The sequence below is a fragment of the Streptomyces sp. NPDC048751 genome (assembly GCF_043198595.1).
In the GTDB taxonomy this organism is placed as follows: domain Bacteria; phylum Actinomycetota; class Actinomycetes; order Streptomycetales; family Streptomycetaceae; genus Streptomyces.
This window is the reverse complement of sequence record NZ_JBICUX010000016.1, coordinates 156,734-172,699: the sequence shown is the minus strand read 5'-3', so window position 1 is coordinate 172,699 and position 15,966 is coordinate 156,734. Positions and strand designations below refer to the sequence as shown.

Here is a 15,966-nt window from a genome sequence, read left to right as displayed (position 1 = left end):
GGGCAGGGTCCGAGACCCTCGGGTGGGGCGTTTGCTGCACAGTACACACCGTCATTGATCGATCTCGCACGGTCGAGTGATACTTCGTTCCGAAAGTGATCTGCCTCTCTTCGTTTCTGCGTCAACTGTCTGAATTTCCCTGTGGATGCGCAGAGTTGGTGCTAGTCACCCGACGGCGTCAGCACGGCGAGCGTGCCGTTGGCCCGGCGCAGCGCGACCTCGAGCCCGCTCGGCGGGTACAGCGCGCCGCTCCCGTCGGGCGGGACGAGCCACTCCAGGAACCGGCCGGGCCGGTACGGGGGAGGGGTGGCGACCCACGCCCCCTTGCCGGCGTGCCGCAGCCCCGCCCCGACCCACTCGCTGCCCGGGTCGGGCGGCAGGAAGAAACCCACCCGTCGGGCGGCGGTGTCGACGAGCGTCGGCCCCGGCAGGGGCGGCGACGACTGCCACAGCAGATCCAGTGTGAGCAGACCCAGCCGCTCGGGAACGCTCAGGACGTCCCAGTACCGGCCGGCCTCGAGGAGCGCGACGCCGTCGCCCCGGTCCCAGTCCCGCTTGCAGGCCCGGGGATCCGGCGCGGCGGCGGCAAGCCACTCCACGCCACGCGTCCACGCCTCATCGCTCATGTCCGGCTCCGTGTGACGTCCGCTCGGCCCGTCCGGCAGGTCGATCCGGCATATGCATGCTTCTGGATGTCCTCACGGCGCGGAAGGGGTGGCGCCCCTGGCGTTTTCCAGTGGAGCCCGACGCGGGGGCGTGGCAGAGGACGTCGACGTGGCAGAGGACGTGGGCTGAATGTCCGCCTCCGGCAACAGCTGTCACCGACCCGTCACAGCCCTCCGGGACACCACAACTCCTCCGGGCCGTCCCGTGTCGAACCTGGCGTCGGTGAAAGAACGGGCGGATACCTGCCCGATCCGCAACAAAGCCGGTACTCGACCGCACGCGCCGGCACGACCACGACCACGCATCACCACGACCACACGTCACCCCTGGGGGAAACAAGCATGTCCCGCACACCGCGCACGACCCGCCGCACCGGTGCCTCCGCCGCCGTCACGGCAGCCTCGTTCCTGCTGCTGACCGGAGCCGCCGTGCTGGCCGCCCCGGCCTCGTACGCGGGCGTCCCCGGCGGCACCAGCGCCGCCGACCGCAACAACGACTTCAACGGCGACGGCTACGCCGACGTCCTCATCGGCGCGCCGGAAGGCCGGGTCGACGGCAAGGAGGGCGCCGGATACGTCACCGTGCAGTACGGCGCGCCGAACGGCATCGGCACCAACACCAGCACCCCCAAGGGCCACACCGCCGTCTTCAGCCAGTCCACGCCCGGCGTCCCCGGCACCTCGGAGGCCTGGGACGGCTTCGGACAGGCGGTCGCCTCCGGTGACATCGACGGCGACGGCTACGACGACGCGATCATCGGCGCCCCCGGCGAGGCCGAGGGCACCGTGGCGGGCGCCGGCCGGGTCACCGTCCTCTACGGCTCCGCGCAGGGCCTGGGCACCCGCGCCGGCTCCTTCACCGCCCCCACCCCCACCTCCGGGGCCCGCTTCGGCGCGGCCCTCGCCGCGGCCCGCTTCTCCTCGGCGACCCCCAACGACGACATCGCCGTACTCGACGAGAGCGGGGCCCACGTCTTCACCTGGCGCCAGGGCAAGCTCACCCGCACGGCCCACCTCGGCATGGCCCGGAACCCGCACGGCTACCGCGTCGAGCCCGCCGGCCTGACCACGGGCGACTACGACAAGGACGGCTTCGCGGACCTCGTCGTCTCCGGCTTCAGCCCCCAGGACGACATCATCAAGGGATGGTCGGCCGTCTACTCCGGTGGCGCGAGCCTGACCCACCTCCGTGACCTGGCTGGCGGCATCTCCGCCGCCTCCGGCGACATCGACAAGGACGGCTACGACGACCTCGTGCTCGGCCAGGACAGCAGCGTGGACATGGAGGCCGAGGGCATGACCGGCGGAATCGTCGAGGTCTACTTCGGCGGTGAGGACGGTCCCGTGGGCGAGGACGGCGGACGGCAACAGTGGTGGCACCAGAACACCCCCGGCGTTCCCGGAGCGGGGAGGCACGGTGACGCGTGGGGCGCCGACGTGTCCGTGGCCGACGTCAACGGCGACGGCTACGCGGACGTGGCCGTCGGCGCACCCGGCAAGGACGTGGGCACCGAGGCGGACGCCGGCGCGGTGACGCTGCTGCGCGGCTCCGCCGCCGGCCTGACGGCTACAGGCAGCCAGTACTTCGACCAGAACACCGCGAACATCCCCGGCACCGCCGAGGCCGGCGACGCCTGGGGCGCGCAGGTCCGGCTGGTGGACACCGACCGTGACGGCCGTGCCGAGCTGGTCGCCGCCGCGCCCGCCGAGAACGCCGGCGACGGAGTGGCCTGGTACCTGCCCGCCGGCCCGTCCGGCCTGCTGGCGAGCGGCTCGTGGTCCTATGGCGCCGGATCGCTGGGCGCACCCGTGGTGGGCTCCCGCTACGGCTCGGCCGTCGACGAGTGACGTAGCGGATTCGCCGTGTGGCCCGGCGCGGGACGGGTACCCGTCCCGCGCCGACAGACCACGCACAGACGGAGGAGGTCCGCATGACCAGTGGAACCGAGACCGGCGGCGTCACCGGTACACAGGACAAGGACTACAACCTGATCTGGTACGTGGAGGCGTGCCTGAGCAACGCGCTGCGCCTCGAGACCTACATCCAGGACGCGGAACGCGAGAAGGACACCGAGGTCGCGGACCTGTTCCGCAAGGCCCAGGCCGACAGCCGCAAGGGCGCCGAGCTGGGCAAGGGACTCCTTCGCGCCCGCCTCGACGGCGGCTGAGCCCGACACGCCCCCACAGGGCCCGGACACCACGGAGACAGGGTGTCCGGGCCCTTCCGTGGTCCGACCGGTGAAGACGAGATCTGGCTGATAACGTCAACGCCGATGCCAGACAGAGCACTTGACCCCCGCCCCACCGCAGTCGTCATCGGCGCGAGCGTCGCGGGCCTCCTCGCCGCGAGCGCGCTCACCGCCTTCGCCGACGTCATCGTCGTCGAACGGGACACCCTGCCCGACGGCCCCGAACCCCGCCGCGGGGTTCCCCAGGCCCGCCACGCCCACATGGTGTGGAGCGCCGGCGTGAAGGCCTTCGACGAGCTGCTGCCCGGCGTCGTGGACGAGGTCGTCGCCGAGGGCGGCCGCCTGATCCACGTCACGGGTGACATGGTCTCCCGGGCCCCCAACGAGATCTGGTTCCGCCGGTTTCTGGCCACGCACCACCGCAACCTGGTGTGTTCGCGGGGACTGCTCGACCACGTCCTGCGCCGACGCGTCCTGGCCGACGCGCGCGTCACCGTGCGCCAGAACACGACCGCGCTCGCCCTGGAGGGCGACACCGGCCGCGTCACCGGCGTACGCGTCCGCACCGGCGACGAGGAAACCTCCCTCACCGCCGACCTGGTCGTGGACGCCTCCGGGCGCGGCTCCCGCACCCCGCGGTGGCTGGCGGATCTCGGGCTGCCCGCGCCCGCCGAGCGCGAGGTCGACGCCGGAGTCGCCTACGCCACCCGCCTCTACCGCGCCCCGGGCACGAGCGGGGACGGCTCCTTCCCGCTGGTGAACGTGCAGGCCAACCCCGCCAAGGCCCCCGGCCGCGGCGGGATCGTCCTGCCCGTCGAGGGCGGCCGTTGGATCGTCACCCTCTCAGGCACCAGGGGCGGCGAACCCACCGCCGACCCGGAGGCCTTCGTCGCCTTCGCCCTCGGCCTCGGCGACCCCGTCATCGGCGAACTCCTTGTGGACGCCACGCCGATCGGCGACGTCGCCACCACCCACGCCACGGCCAACCGCCGCCGCTACTACGAGAAGCTCCGGCAGTGGCCGGACGGGCTCCTCGTCCTCGGTGACGCCGTGGCCGGCTACAACCCCGTCTACGGGCACGGCCTCACCGTCGCCGCCCGGAGCGCCGTCATCGTCCGCGACGCCCTGCGCGCCACCGATCTCACCGCGCCGGGCACCGCCCGCCGCGTACAGCGCGCCGCGTCCCGCCCCGTCTCCGCCGCCTGGGACCTGGCGGTGGGGCAGGACGCCTTCTACCCCGGCGCCAGTGCCGTGCCGCCCACCGCGGCGGAACGGTTCCTGGCCCGCTTCGTCGACCGGGCCGTGGCCACCGGCGCCCGCAGTCCACGGGCCCTCGGCGCGCTGCTCGACGTGATGAGCCTGGAGAAGCCGCCGACCCGCCTCTTCTCGCCCGACATGCTCGTCCCGATGCTCTTCGGCCCCAAGAGAGCGCACCTGGACGGCCCGCCGCTGACGGAGGCGGAACGCAAGAGCGCGAGGCGCTGACCAGGTCAGTGCGTCGACCGCGCTCCGGAGCCGGTCTCCTGGGCCGCGAACACTCGTACGTCCCAGGGGCCGAGGTCCAGCTCCGCGCCCGCGGCGACCGACGTGCCGTCCAGGGCGTCGGTCAGTTCCACGGGGGCCGTGACGCGGGCGGGCTCCCAGCTCCAGTTGTGGACCACGTGGACGCGTCGCCCGTCGGGTGAGGTGCCGGTCGTCGCGGTGACGGACGCCGGGAGGTCCCGCCACGCGTGGCGGGCGGACGGCGACAGCCACTCCGCCAGCGCCCGGGCGAGGTCACGGCCGGGCACCGTACCGACGTACGTGACCCGGCCCGCGCCGTGGCGACGGGTGGTGACCGCGGGCCAGCGGCCGAAGTGCGGGTGGTCGTAGGTGACGAGCACCTCGGCGTCGGCGACGGCCAGGCCGTCCGCCCAGCGCGTCGCCGTGGCCCCCTCGGGCAGGTCGAGCGGTCCGTCGGGGGCCGACCGCACGGGAACGTCCCGCAGCAGGTTGCTGAACTCGTCGTACGTGACGCCCGCCGCCTCGCTCAGACGTCCTGGAGCCTGTTCCTGCCGGGCGCGGGCCTCGTGGTCGGCGTATCCGGTGCGCGGGCCCACGACGAGGTGGCCGCCGGCGTGGGCGTAGGCGGTGAGCCAGTCGATCGTCGCGTCGGCGGCGACGTACAACGCGGGGACGACGAGGACCGGGTGGCGCCGGACGGCCTCCTGCGGGGTCAGGCCCTCGCGCTCCCCGCTCGGGTCGTGCAGCTGGCGGGCGTGCACGATGCGGACCTGGCGGCCGGCGTCGAACGCGCCCCGGTAGAACGGGTCGAGGATGCGGTGGTAGGCGGCCGGGTCGGGTTCGCCGTCCGGCTTGGCGAGCGGCGGGTACTTCTGCATCAGCCACTTGCTCGGAGTCGAGTACACCAGCGTGATGTCGGCGTCCGGTTCGAGACCGGCCACGAGCGGACCCGCCGCCTCGAACTCGGCGCCAAGACGGGCGAGTTCGGCGTACGCACGGCCGGGCCGGCCGCTGTGCGGGAGGATGCCGCCCCAGTACGTCTCCGCGCCGAAGTGCAGCGTGTGCCAGTGCCAGTACTCGATCATCCGGGCGCCGCGCGCGACGAGCGCCCACGCGGCCTGCCGCCACTGCCCGTCGTAGGCGGGCCGGTTGTCCCAGGGGAAACCGATGGAGGACGCGTTGGTCTCGGTGACCAGGAACGGAGCCTGGAGCGAGGAGAACATCCAGTCGGCGGTCTGGTACAGCGCCCACACGCCGGTGGTCTTCCAGATCTGCTCGTGGTCGTCGGGCGTGGGGTCGGGCAGCAGCAGGCCGTCCTGCATGTCGTAGTACGGGTTGCCGGAGGCGATGTCGAGACGGTCGGTCAGCTCGTCGTCCTCCACCGCCTGACGGGTGTAGGAGATGCAGGTGGTGACGAACTGCTCGGGCCGGGCGTACTCGCGCACGATGTCGGCCTGCCAGCCGATGAACTCGGTGACCTGGCGGGCCTGGAAGGCGCGCCAGGCCACGTCGTACTGCGGCTGCGCGTTGCCGTCCGGCGTCCACAGGTCCGCCCAGGTGGACAGGCGGTGCGACCAGTAGACCAGCCCCCACTCGCGGTTGAGCGTCTCGACGTCGCCGTACGTCTCGCGCAGGTGGTCCACGAAGCGCTGGAAGACGCCGTGGTTGTGGAAGAGGTGCAGACCGGGCTCGTTGTCCACCTGGAAGCCGACGACCGCCGGATGGTCGGCGTAGCGGGCGACGATCCGGCGGATCACCCGCTCGGCGTGGAACCGGAACGCGGGGTGGGTGAAGTCGACCTCCTGACGGGCGCCCCAGCCGTGGCGGCGGCCGGTGGCGTACTCGCCCGTGATCTCCGGGTACTGGCGGGCCAGCCACGGCGGCACCGCGTACGTCGGCGTGCCGAGGACGACGGAGATGCCCCGTTCGTGGGCGCCGTCGAGGACGGGCTGGAGCCAGTCCAGGTCGAACCGTCCGTTCTCCGGCTCCCACGTCGACCACACCGACTCGCCGACCCGGATCACCGAGAAACCGGCCTTGGCCATCAGGTCCAGGTCGTCCTTGAGCCGTTCGTACGGCTGGTACTCGTGGTAATACGCGGCGCCGAAGAGGACGCGGGCAGGCAGGGCCGCCATGAAGGAAACCTCCGGGGAAGGGTGTGGGGGACGGGGGGACTCGCGTGCGCTACTGCTTGACGCCGCCGGCCGCCAGGCCGCTCTGCCAGTAGCGCTGGAGCAGCAGGAAGGCCACGACCAGAGGCACGATCGAGAGCAGCGAGCCGGTCACGACCAGCGCGAGCATGTCGCTGCTGGCCCCGGCCCCGCCGTTCTGGGCCTGCGCGGCCCAGGAGGCGAGGCCGACCGTGATCGGGTACAGGTTCGGGTCGTTGAGCATGATCAGCGGCAGGAAGTAGTTGTTCCAGGTCGCGACCAGGGTGAAGAGAAGAACGGTCACCAGGCCGGGGCCCAGCAGCCGCAGGGCGATCCGGAAGAAGATCCGGGCCTCCCCGGCACCGTCGATCCGCGCGGCCTCCAGGAGGCTGTCGGGGACCGCGTCCTGGGCGTAGATGCGCATCAGGTACAGGCCGAAGGGGTTCACCAGCGAGGGCAGGATCACCGCCCACGGGGTGTTGACCAGGCCGGCCTTCGCGAAGAGCAGGTAGGTCGGGATGGCCAGCGCGGTGGTGGGGACCATGACGGCGCCGAGGACCAGGTTGAAGGCGAGACGGTCGCCGCGGAAGCGGAACTTGGCGAAGCCGTACCCGCCGGCGGCGGCGAGCAGGGCGGCGCCGAGCGCGCTGACGACGGCGTACAGGACCGTGTTGAGCAGCCAGTGCAGGAAGACGCCGTCGTTCTGCGTGAACGTCTCCTTGATGTTCGTCAGCAGACGCGGTGTGTCCGAGAACCACAGGCCGAAGCTGTTGAACAGGTCCTGCGTGCTCTTGGTCGAGGCGACCAGGAGCCAGAACAGGGGGAGGAGGAAGTAGGCCAGGGCGGCCAGCATGGCGATCGTCAGCGGGGTGCTGCGGCGACGGGTGACCGACGGGGAACTCATGGCGTCCTCCTGCGGTTCGCGGTGAGCAGGACGGCGTAGGAGGCGATCACGATGACGAGGCCCAGCAGGAAGGACACCGTGGCCGCGTAGTTGAGCTGCTGGCCGGTGAAGGCGAGGGAGTAGGCGTACAGGTTGGCGGTGTAGGAGCTGCTGATGACGTCCGGGGCGATCTTCATCAGCAGGTTCGGCTCGTTGAACAGCTGGAAGCTGCCGATCACCGAGAACAGCAGGGTGAGCATCAGCGCCGGGCGCAGGGCCGGCAGCTTGACGGACCAGGCGATCCGCCAGGCGCCGGCGCCGTCCACCGCGGCCGCCTCGTACAGCTCCGGCGGGATCGTGCGCAGGGCGGCGTACAGGATGATCATGTTGTAGCCGACGAACTCCCAGGTCACGATGTTGGCCAGGCTGCCGAGCATCCAGCCCTCGCTGAGGAAGTGCGGCGCGGGCAGATCCAGTTTCCGGCTGATCTGGGCGAACGGGCCGAAGTCCGGCCCGTACAGGTAACCCCACATGAGCGCGGCGACCACGCTGGGCACGGCGTACGGGACGAAGATGCCGAGCCGGATCACGCGCGCCAGGCGCAGCAGTCCGCTGTCGAGCGCGAGCGCGAACAGCAGCGCCAGCAGCAGCATCAGCGGGACCTGGATCACGAAGAACAGCGCGACGCGTCCCACGCCGTGCAGGAGAAGCGGATCCTTCAGGGCCTTGACGTAGTTGTCGAGGCCGACGAACACCGTGCCGCCGATGAGGCGTTGCTGGAACAGGCTCAGGTAGGCGGCGTAGGCGAGCGGGGCGAGGAAGAGCAGCAGGAACAGCACCATGAACGGTGCGACGAACAGGGGGCCCGCGGCACGGCGGGCCCGCACGGGGGAGGTCATCTCAGCTCCCCTTGACCGTGAAGCCCTGGTCCTTGGCGTACGTGGTGAGCCGTGACTGCCAGGTGCCCAGCGCGCGGACGGTGTCGGTGCGGTCGGCGAGGGACTTGCCGACGGTCTCCGTCCAGTCGGTGGCGGCCTGGTCGAGGAACGGCGGCCACTGGAAGGAGGAGTTGACGGTGGAGCTGATGTCGGCGAAGAGCTGGTTGACCTTCTGGCCGCCGTAGAAGGACGGCGCGTCGCCGACGAAGGAGGCGTCCGTGAGCAGTGCCTTCGTCGCGGGGAAGAAGAACTGCTCGGTCGCGAACATCTTCGCGCTGGCCGGGTCGCTGTTGAGGAACTTCGCGAACTCGGCCGCCGCGATCGGGTTCTTGGTGGAACGGATGACCGCGGTCGTCGAGCCGCCCCAGTTGCCGGAGCTCGGCTTGGCGGCGTCCCACTGCGGCAGCGGGGCCGCCCGCCACTTGCCCGCGGTCGCCTTGGCGGAACCGGAGAGGAAGACCGGCCCCCAGGCCGCGGTCAGCCAGGTGGCGTACTTGCCCTTGTTCAGCGCGGCGTACCAGGAGTCGGTGAAGTCCGGCTCGACCCCGATGACGCCCTCCTTCGCGAGCCCGCCCCAGAAGGCGCCCAGCTTCCGGGAGACCGCGTCGTCGACGCTGATGGTGATGTCGCTCTTGCCGCTGGTCGTGTAGGGCTTGGCGCCCGCCTGCCAGAGCAGGCCGTGCCAGGCGGCGACCTGGTTGGCGGCGAGGTTGGTGAGGTAGACGTCCGGGTCGGCCTTGTGCAGCTTGCGCGCGGCGGCGGCGAACTCGTCCCAGGTCTTGGGCACGTCGATCTCGTGCTTGTCGAAGATGTCCTTGCGGTACAGCATGCCCATCGGGCCGGTGTCCTGCGGTATCGCCCAGACCTCGCCGTCGCTGCCGCTGACCTGGCCCCAGGTCCAGTCGACGAAGGTGGACTTGAGCGCGGAGGCGCCGTACGGCCGCAGGTCCAGCAGGCTGTTGGTGATGGTGAAGGTGGGGATGGCCTGGTACTCGATCTGCACCATGTCGGGGGCGCCGCTGCCGGCCTTCAGCGCCGTACGCAGCTTCGTGTACTGGGGCGTTCCCTGGCCGGCGTTGACGACCTTGACCTTGATGGCCGGGTACTTCTTCTGGAAGAGCGCGATCTCCTTCTGGATGTTCGGGACCCAGGTCCAGAAGGTCAACTCGGTCGGCGTCTTCATCGCCTTGTCGACGTCGGCCTGGCTGACCGGCTTCGCGGAGGCGGAGGAGCCGCCCGAGTCGCCGCCGCCGCACCCGGACAGGGCGGCACCGAGCGACAGGGCACCCGTCGTGGTGAGGAAGAGCCGGCGGCTCAGGGAGGAGGAGCTGGGGAAGGATCCGGATGTGGGCATGGTGAACTCCCGCCGATGCGAAGGTGGCGGCACGCCTGGCGAGGGCGTGCGGAAACAGGGGTGAAAGGGGAGGGGCCGGGGCCGTGACGGAGAGACGTCAGGGGCCCGGGCGGGTGCGGCGGCCGCCCCGGCTCAGGGGGCCGTCGGTGAGGGGGAGTGAGCGCGCGTCACCGGTGTCACGGGATCGGCCGGAGCGGTGTGGGCGCGGTGGGGGAGAGGCAGTGGCCGGCAGGGACCGGTGGGGCGGCTCGCCCGCGGGCCGTGTGTCCGGCCGCCGAGCCCTGCTGGAGCGTACGGGTCGAGGGTGACGGGTCAGGAGCGTGCGGCGCGGCCTCCCTTCGACGGTGCGGGGCCGGTCGACGCGCGGACGACGAGATCGACCGGTGGGCCGGTCGTCGGCAGCGGGTCCGCGCCCGGGTTCTCGATGGCGTGGACGAGCCGTTTCAGCCCCTCCTGCGCCACGGAGTCGAAGGGCTGACGCACCGTGGTCAGGGGAGGAGTCACATAGGCGGCGACCGGGACGTCGTCGAAGCCGACGACGCTGACGTCCTCCGGCACCCGCCGGCCGGCTTCGGCCAGCGCGCGGATCAGACCGATCGCCATGTCGTCGTTGGCGACGAACACCGCGGTCAGGTCGCCGTCGGCGGCCAGTTCGCGGCCCGCCGCGTAGCCCGAGGCGGCCGACCAGTCGCCCTCGACGACCGGCGGCACCGGTCTGCCGTGCGCGACGAGCGCCGCCCGCCAGCCCTCGAGGCGGTCCTTGGCGGCGTACCAGCGCTGGGGGCCCGCGAGGTGATGGACCGTCGCGTGCCCCAGGTCCAGGAGGTGTTCCACCGCGGCCCGCGCCATCAGGTCGGCGCCACCGCCGGCGGCCAGCACCGTCGGAGCGGCGACCGGCGGCGGCGCGCCGAGGACCAGCACCGGCACGTCGACCCGGATGGAGCCGTCGCCGCCGCCCGACTCCTCGTCGATCGGCTCGGAGATGACGATGCCGTCCACACCCTGGTCGAGGAGTGAGTCCACGGCACCGGAGATGCCCGCCGGGTCGCCCTCCATGGTGTTCACCACGCGGAGCGCGTATCCCGTGTCCCGCACGACCCGCTCGACACCCATGAGCAGCGAGGCGGGACCGTACAGGGCGGTCCCCAGCGTCACCACGCCGATGGAGCGGGTCCGTCCGGAGGCCAGCGCCCGGGCCGCGTTGTTCCTTCGGTAGCCGAGCTGCTCGGCCGCGTCGAGAACGCGTCGGCGCACGTCGGCGGAGACGTACGGCTCGTCGTTGAAGACCCTTGACACCGTCTTCTGGGAGACGCCCGCCAGCCGGGCGACGTCCACGCTGCGCGGCGCGGCGGAACTCCCGCCCCGCCCTGTTCCTCGCGTCATGGTGTCTCCCGCGGCCCACTCGGATCGAGCTCTCATCATGTCAGACGCGGTTCGTCTGACTGCGCTGTCATGTCTACGCAGTCATACGGCAACCGTCAAGACTCGGGGAGGTAACGACTGACCGGAGGGAGCCCGCCTGGTTTCCCCGTCCGGGCTGAGCGGGGCGCTGTGCCGAGCCCCGCTGCGGAGCGCGCCCGGACGACGTGGGCCCGTTCCCCGTGCCGACGGCCTGCGGGGGCTGTCCAGGCTGGTCAGTCGCCTGCGCGGGCTGTCCCGGACAGACGGTGGTGCCCTCGGATGGCGTGATCCGCCGTTGTCTCCCGTACCACCTCCGCCGCACGATGAGGAGCATGGGAGAGACGGGGGAGTCGCCGCCGTACGAAGTCGTGGATGCCGCCGGTTTCGTGGAGGCGATGCGGAGACTCAAGGAGCGGTCTGGGCTGACCTACCGCGAGTTGGAGGTGAAGGCCGCCCGTAGCGGGGACGTGCTGGCGCGCAGCACGATCGCCGACGTCCTACGGCGGTCCGGCCTGCCCCGGCCGGAGCTCGTGGCCGCGTTCGTCCGCGCCTGCGGCGAGGAGCGGCACCTCGACGACTGGCTCGCGGTCAGGGAGCGCGTCGCGGCCGAGCAGGCCGCATCGCCGGACGGGCCTGACGAGGAGCCCGAGGCCGGGGAGGCGCGCCCCGAACGGCCCCGCGCGACGACGTTCCGCCCGACCGTCCTCGCCGCCGTGCTCCTCGTCCCGCTGCTCGCCCTGGTCGCCTGGAGCCTGCTCCCCGACAGCTCCGACGACGACCCCGACGGCTCCGGCGCCCCGGGCACACCGACCACCTCGGCCACGGGCTCCCCGGCCCCCGCCGACGGGTGGGTCACCATCCGCCCCTCCCGCACCCCCGACCTCTGCCTCACCGACGGACGCGACCGCGCCGGTGCCTACGACAGCGCCGTCGCGGTCCAGCTCCCCTGCGCGCAGGCCAGTGTGCCGCGCACCTACCTCGAACCGGCGGGCGAGGGTCTGTACCGGGTCCAGTGGCATCACCCCCAGCTGGGGAAGGGGTGCCTGACGGTCATGGCCTCCGGCCCGGTCAAGGGCATGCTCGAACCCCGGAACGACTGTGCCCACGCCACCCTGTTCCGGCTGCTCCCGGCCGGCGCGAAGGACACCGCGGGGTACTCGCTGCGTCCCGTGGGCGGGCGGTGCGTGGGGATCGCCGACGACGACACCGCCGTAGGAGCGGAGGCGGTCGAGGAACGCTGCACGGGCGGTGCGGACCAACGGTTCGTCGTCAGGGCGGACTGAGCGGGGGCCATCTCCGCGGCGCGGCCTGACGCGGCTCGGCCCGGCGCCCGGTCCGGCCCGGCGCGGCTGGGCCTGGCCTGCCCGGCCTGCCCGGCCCGGCTCGGCCCGGCGCGGTTCGAGCCGGCCCTGTGCGGCCCCTGCGCGGCCCGGCCCAACGCGGTCCGGCGGGCCCGGTCCTGCGCGGCCCGCCGCGGTCCGAAGCGGCAGGGACAGGTTTTCGGACAGGCCCGCGACCAGCTCGGACAGCCGTCCGTTGTCCGGGACAGCCGAACCCTCTTGGCCCCGCCCCCCGCCCCCCGCCAACATCGGTGGTGCCCGATCGGCACCGGGACCGACCCGCCGACGGCCGGCCCCGCGGGGGTGAGTCGGCCGAACGGCATCCGGGGGGAAGGGGGAAGCCGGCCGCGGCGCCACCTGTGCGCCGCGGCCGGCCACGACCAACCCCTACGTCCGACTACTGCTCCGGCGCGTTCAGACCCGCCGAGCGGACCGGATCCGGATTGAACACCGGGTGATAGCTCTCCGGCGGGGCCAGATAGCTCACGGGCAGCCCGCCGGTGTCGATGACGATCTGGTCCACGGCGATGGCCGGGTCGACCATGAACAGCCGCAGGACGTGTTCGCCGGGCTCGGCGACGGTCACCTGGGCGGTCAGCCGCTCCACACCGTCCTCGACGTTGCGCGCCCAGGCGTCGCCGCGGTTGCCGGTGGCGACCGCCTGCCCGGACAGCACGGTGACCGGCTGGTCGTCGAGGGCGACGGCCAGCCGCCGCTGCCCGCGCTCGTCGAGGGAGGGCAGCCGGAAGACGGTGACGGGGAACGTACCGGTGCTGGTGAAGCGCACCCGGTACCGCAACTCCGGCCCACGGGTGGCGACGTCGCCCGTGACCGGCGCCGTCGTCGACGGCACCGCCTCCATCGCGCCGGTACGGCGGCCCAGCCCGCGCACGACCCGCCAGCGGGCTCCGCCGCGCGCCACCCGCCGCTCGACGTGCACGGCGTCGATCGAGACGTACCCGTGGGCCTCGACGAACCCGCGGGCCCGTCTGCGCGCCCGTTCCCCGTCGTTCACCACCCGCAGTGGCACCTCCAAGCGCTGCCCGGCTCCGGCGACGGTGACGGTCGCGTCCAGGGTGCCCTCGGGCACCCGCTCCCAGTCCATCTCCACCCACACCCGGGCCTGCTCGGTGAGGGAACCGGCCGCCGCACTCAGCCGCACCCAGGGGTGACTGGCCTCCGCCGCCCAGTCCACCGCGAGGAAACCGGTGTTGAAGACATCGATGAAGCGCCGGTCGCGTGTGTAGGAGGAGAAGGACAGGGGGCGGCCCGCTCCGGTCTCGTTCCCCTCGGCCGCCACGCCGAGGCCGGAGGTCTCCTGCCGGGCGATCCTCGTGACGGCCGGGCGGCCGGGTGCCTTCGGGATCTGCGAGGGGTACGGATTGACGATCCCGTCCCATTTCCCGCCCGCCACCTCGGTGTTGTACCGCCTGGTGATGGCCACCTCCTCCGCGTGGGCCGCCTCGGCGAGGTCCGCGAAACGGTTGGTCCCGGCCCCGCGGCCCTGCCGCACCGCGAGCGCGTTGCGGTCCGCCCAGTAGTACTTGAGGTTCATCAGGTACGCACCGTGCACCGGGTACTCGACCAACTCGTAGTACGCGTCCCGGTAGGCCTCCGGCAGCTCGGCGCCCACGGCGCGGGCCCGTCCGAGGAGACGGTCGTACGCGGCCATGCGGCGACCGCCCTCGTCGCCGTGGTGCACCGGGGAGAAGACACCGCGATCGATGAACTCCGGCCGCTTCTCCGCCCCGAGGCGGTAGTACTCCGTCCGGATCGCGGCGATCTCCCGGGCGTGGCGCCGCCCGAACTGCTTCCCGGCCCACTCCGCCAGGAAGCCCCCGACCTCGTCCGCGTCCCACCGGTCCACGGCCCAGGCCATGTCCATCGCGAAGGAAAGCCCGGTCTCGATCGACTTGACGTCCCCCACGTTGAATATCCACATCCGGTCCACGCCGTGCTCGTACACCCGGCGCAACTCCTGCCACACCTTGGACAGTTGCGTGGTGTCCAGCCACAGGTAGCTCTTGGGGCGGCCCCAGTAGGAGAGGTGGTAGTAGATGCCGTTGCCGCCCGGGCGGGCGCGCTCCGTGCCGTTCGGCAGCTGACGCATGTTGCCGTGGTTGTCGTCCGGCCAGATCAGCGTGATGTCCTCGGGCACCTGGACGCCCGCGTTGTACAGCTCCAGGACCTCCTTGTACGGGATGAAGATCTGCGGTTCGGCCGCGGCACCGACCTCCTCGGCCAGGATCCGGCGCTGGTCGGCGATGATGTCGTTCATCACCGCTACCTTCTCCGGGATCGTCGTGGCGTTCTTGGTCTCCAGCGCGCTGTCGTGCAGTCCGCGCATGCCGATGGTCCAACTGCTCTCGTACGCGGCGTTCTCCCGGGCCCGGGCTCGCCAGTAGTCCGAGATGACGCCGGGGTTCACGGTGTAGTCGTACACCGGCAGACCGCCGTCCGCGCCGCGGTGCTCCTCGGCCCACGGCGCCCACTCGTGCACACCGTTGCGCAGCAGGGCCTCGGGGTGACTGGAGCCGACGACGATGCCGTAGCGGTCGGCCAGTTCGGGGTTCTCGCGGTACTTGTTGAAGAAGTCGGAGTACGGATGCATCGCCGGCCACAGGTAGTTGGCCTTGAGGCGGAGCAGCAGCTCGAAGACGCGTTTGTACGTCTCGGGGCCGATGTTCTTGTCCGGCTCCTGGGTGCGGTGGGACCACGTGGTCAGGTTCTGCTCGTCGTTGATGAAGATGCCCCGGTAGCGGACGGACGGCTCGTAGCGCTTGAAGGTGGCCGAGGGCACCGACAGGGTCTCGCGACGCTCGACGGGAACGTCGGCCCACCAGTACCAGGGGGAGACGCCGATGCGCTCGCAGGTGTCGTAGACGCCGTAGACCGTGCCGCGCCGGTCGCTGCCCGCGATCACCAGGGCGCGGTCCACGCCGGGTGCGGGACGGGCGACCACCTGGGTGACCGAGGCCTCCCAACGCCCCCGCACCCGCGAGACGTCCAGGCGCCCCCGCGCGACGAGCTGGTCGATGACGGGACTCGCGCCGAGGGTGCCCACGAGCACCAGCAGTGCGGCCCGCCGCGGCAGGGTGCGCCGCAGTTCCGGCCGGACCCCGGTGACCCGCTCGATGTCCGTCTGGAGGTCGCCGGCCGCACGGACCACGGCCGGGTCGTCCCCCGCGTCGACGTACACCTCCACCGCGGCGCCGCCCTCGACCAGCGGGAAGTCGGAGCGGCCGTCGGCCGCGGCCCGGGCCGCGGCCGCGGGTAACACCGCCGGGAGCAGGGGAGCCGCACCCACGGCCGTCATCCCGCGCAGGAACGCCTTGCGGGTGAACGGCCGCGAGGGGCCCTGGGATTCGCTGTGCTGCACGAGGACGCTTCCTTTCCGCGCGCGGATCGCGGCGGCTCGGGCCGAACCCGTGCACGGGTCGGCGGGGTCAGGATAGAAAGCGCTTGCCGAGGCACCTTAGGGCAGCTTTCACGGGAGAGTCCAGAGTTGTGCGAGGGGCGTGGTGGGCACGCAGGTCCCTCAAC

General features: G+C 72.2%; 11 protein-coding genes. 4 read left to right on the top strand and 7 right to left on the bottom strand.

Going from position 1 to position 15,966, the window contains the following annotated elements; translation table 11 throughout:
- Positions 1-161: 161 nt before the first annotated feature.
- A complete protein-coding gene (locus ACGFNV_RS38575; protein ID WP_393629234.1) occupies positions 162-626 on the bottom strand; it encodes a hypothetical protein in 465 nt (154 codons plus the stop codon).
- Between the two features lie 381 nt (positions 627-1,007).
- Here ACGFNV_RS38575 and ACGFNV_RS38570 point away from each other — a divergent pair, with 381 nt between their 5' ends.
- The 3 genes from ACGFNV_RS38570 to ACGFNV_RS38560 all read left to right on the top strand — a co-directional run bounded on the left by ACGFNV_RS38570 (position 1,008) and on the right by ACGFNV_RS38560 (position 4,339).
- Positions 1,008-2,513, top strand: coding sequence for an FG-GAP repeat protein (locus tag ACGFNV_RS38570; protein WP_393629233.1), 1,506 nt, complete (start codon positions 1,008-1,010; stop codon positions 2,511-2,513).
- A gap of 83 nt (positions 2,514-2,596) precedes the next feature.
- Positions 2,597-2,833, top strand: a complete 237-nt coding sequence (locus ACGFNV_RS38565) for a hypothetical protein (protein ID WP_133933293.1) — start codon at positions 2,597-2,599, stop codon at positions 2,831-2,833.
- A gap of 105 nt (positions 2,834-2,938) precedes the next feature.
- Positions 2,939-4,339: an NAD(P)/FAD-dependent oxidoreductase gene (locus ACGFNV_RS38560; RefSeq protein WP_393629231.1), complete on the top strand. Its 1,401-nt coding sequence runs from the start codon at positions 2,939-2,941 to the stop codon at positions 4,337-4,339.
- A gap of 5 nt (positions 4,340-4,344) precedes the next feature.
- Here ACGFNV_RS38560 and ACGFNV_RS38555 read toward each other — a convergent pair whose 3' ends face one another.
- The 5 genes from ACGFNV_RS38555 to ACGFNV_RS38535 all read right to left on the bottom strand — a co-directional run bounded on the left by ACGFNV_RS38555 (position 4,345) and on the right by ACGFNV_RS38535 (position 11,065).
- Positions 4,345-6,492, bottom strand: a complete 2,148-nt coding sequence (locus ACGFNV_RS38555; protein ID WP_393629229.1) for a beta-galactosidase — start codon at positions 6,490-6,492, stop codon at positions 4,345-4,347.
- A 49-nt stretch (positions 6,493-6,541) separates the two neighbouring features.
- Positions 6,542-7,411 carry a carbohydrate ABC transporter permease gene (locus ACGFNV_RS38550; RefSeq protein ID WP_393629228.1) on the bottom strand — a complete coding sequence of 290 codons (870 nt, stop codon included), beginning with the start codon at positions 7,409-7,411 and terminating at the stop codon, positions 6,542-6,544.
- Positions 7,408-8,289 carry a carbohydrate ABC transporter permease gene (locus tag ACGFNV_RS38545; RefSeq protein WP_393629226.1) on the bottom strand — a complete coding sequence of 294 codons (882 nt, stop codon included), beginning with the start codon at positions 8,287-8,289 and terminating at the stop codon, positions 7,408-7,410. Before ACGFNV_RS38545 ends, ACGFNV_RS38550 begins: the two co-directional genes overlap by 4 nt.
- A gap of 1 nt (position 8,290) precedes the next feature.
- Positions 8,291-9,682: an ABC transporter substrate-binding protein gene (locus ACGFNV_RS38540; protein WP_393629224.1), complete on the bottom strand. Its 1,392-nt coding sequence runs from the start codon at positions 9,680-9,682 to the stop codon at positions 8,291-8,293.
- 312 nt (positions 9,683-9,994) lie between these two features.
- Complete coding sequence (locus ACGFNV_RS38535; RefSeq protein ID WP_393629222.1) at positions 9,995-11,065, bottom strand: LacI family DNA-binding transcriptional regulator; 1,071 nt, start codon at positions 11,063-11,065, stop codon at positions 9,995-9,997.
- Between the two features lie 350 nt (positions 11,066-11,415).
- On the opposite strand from ACGFNV_RS38535, the gene ACGFNV_RS38530 reads away from it, so the two are divergent.
- Positions 11,416-12,366, top strand: coding sequence for an XRE family transcriptional regulator (locus ACGFNV_RS38530; RefSeq protein WP_393629221.1), 951 nt, complete (start codon positions 11,416-11,418; stop codon positions 12,364-12,366).
- A 454-nt stretch (positions 12,367-12,820) separates the two neighbouring features.
- Here ACGFNV_RS38530 and ACGFNV_RS38525 read toward each other — a convergent pair whose 3' ends face one another.
- Positions 12,821-15,739, bottom strand: a complete 2,919-nt coding sequence (locus tag ACGFNV_RS38525; RefSeq protein ID WP_393629324.1) for a glycosyl hydrolase 115 family protein — start codon at positions 15,737-15,739, stop codon at positions 12,821-12,823.
- Positions 15,740-15,966 lie beyond the last annotated feature (227 nt).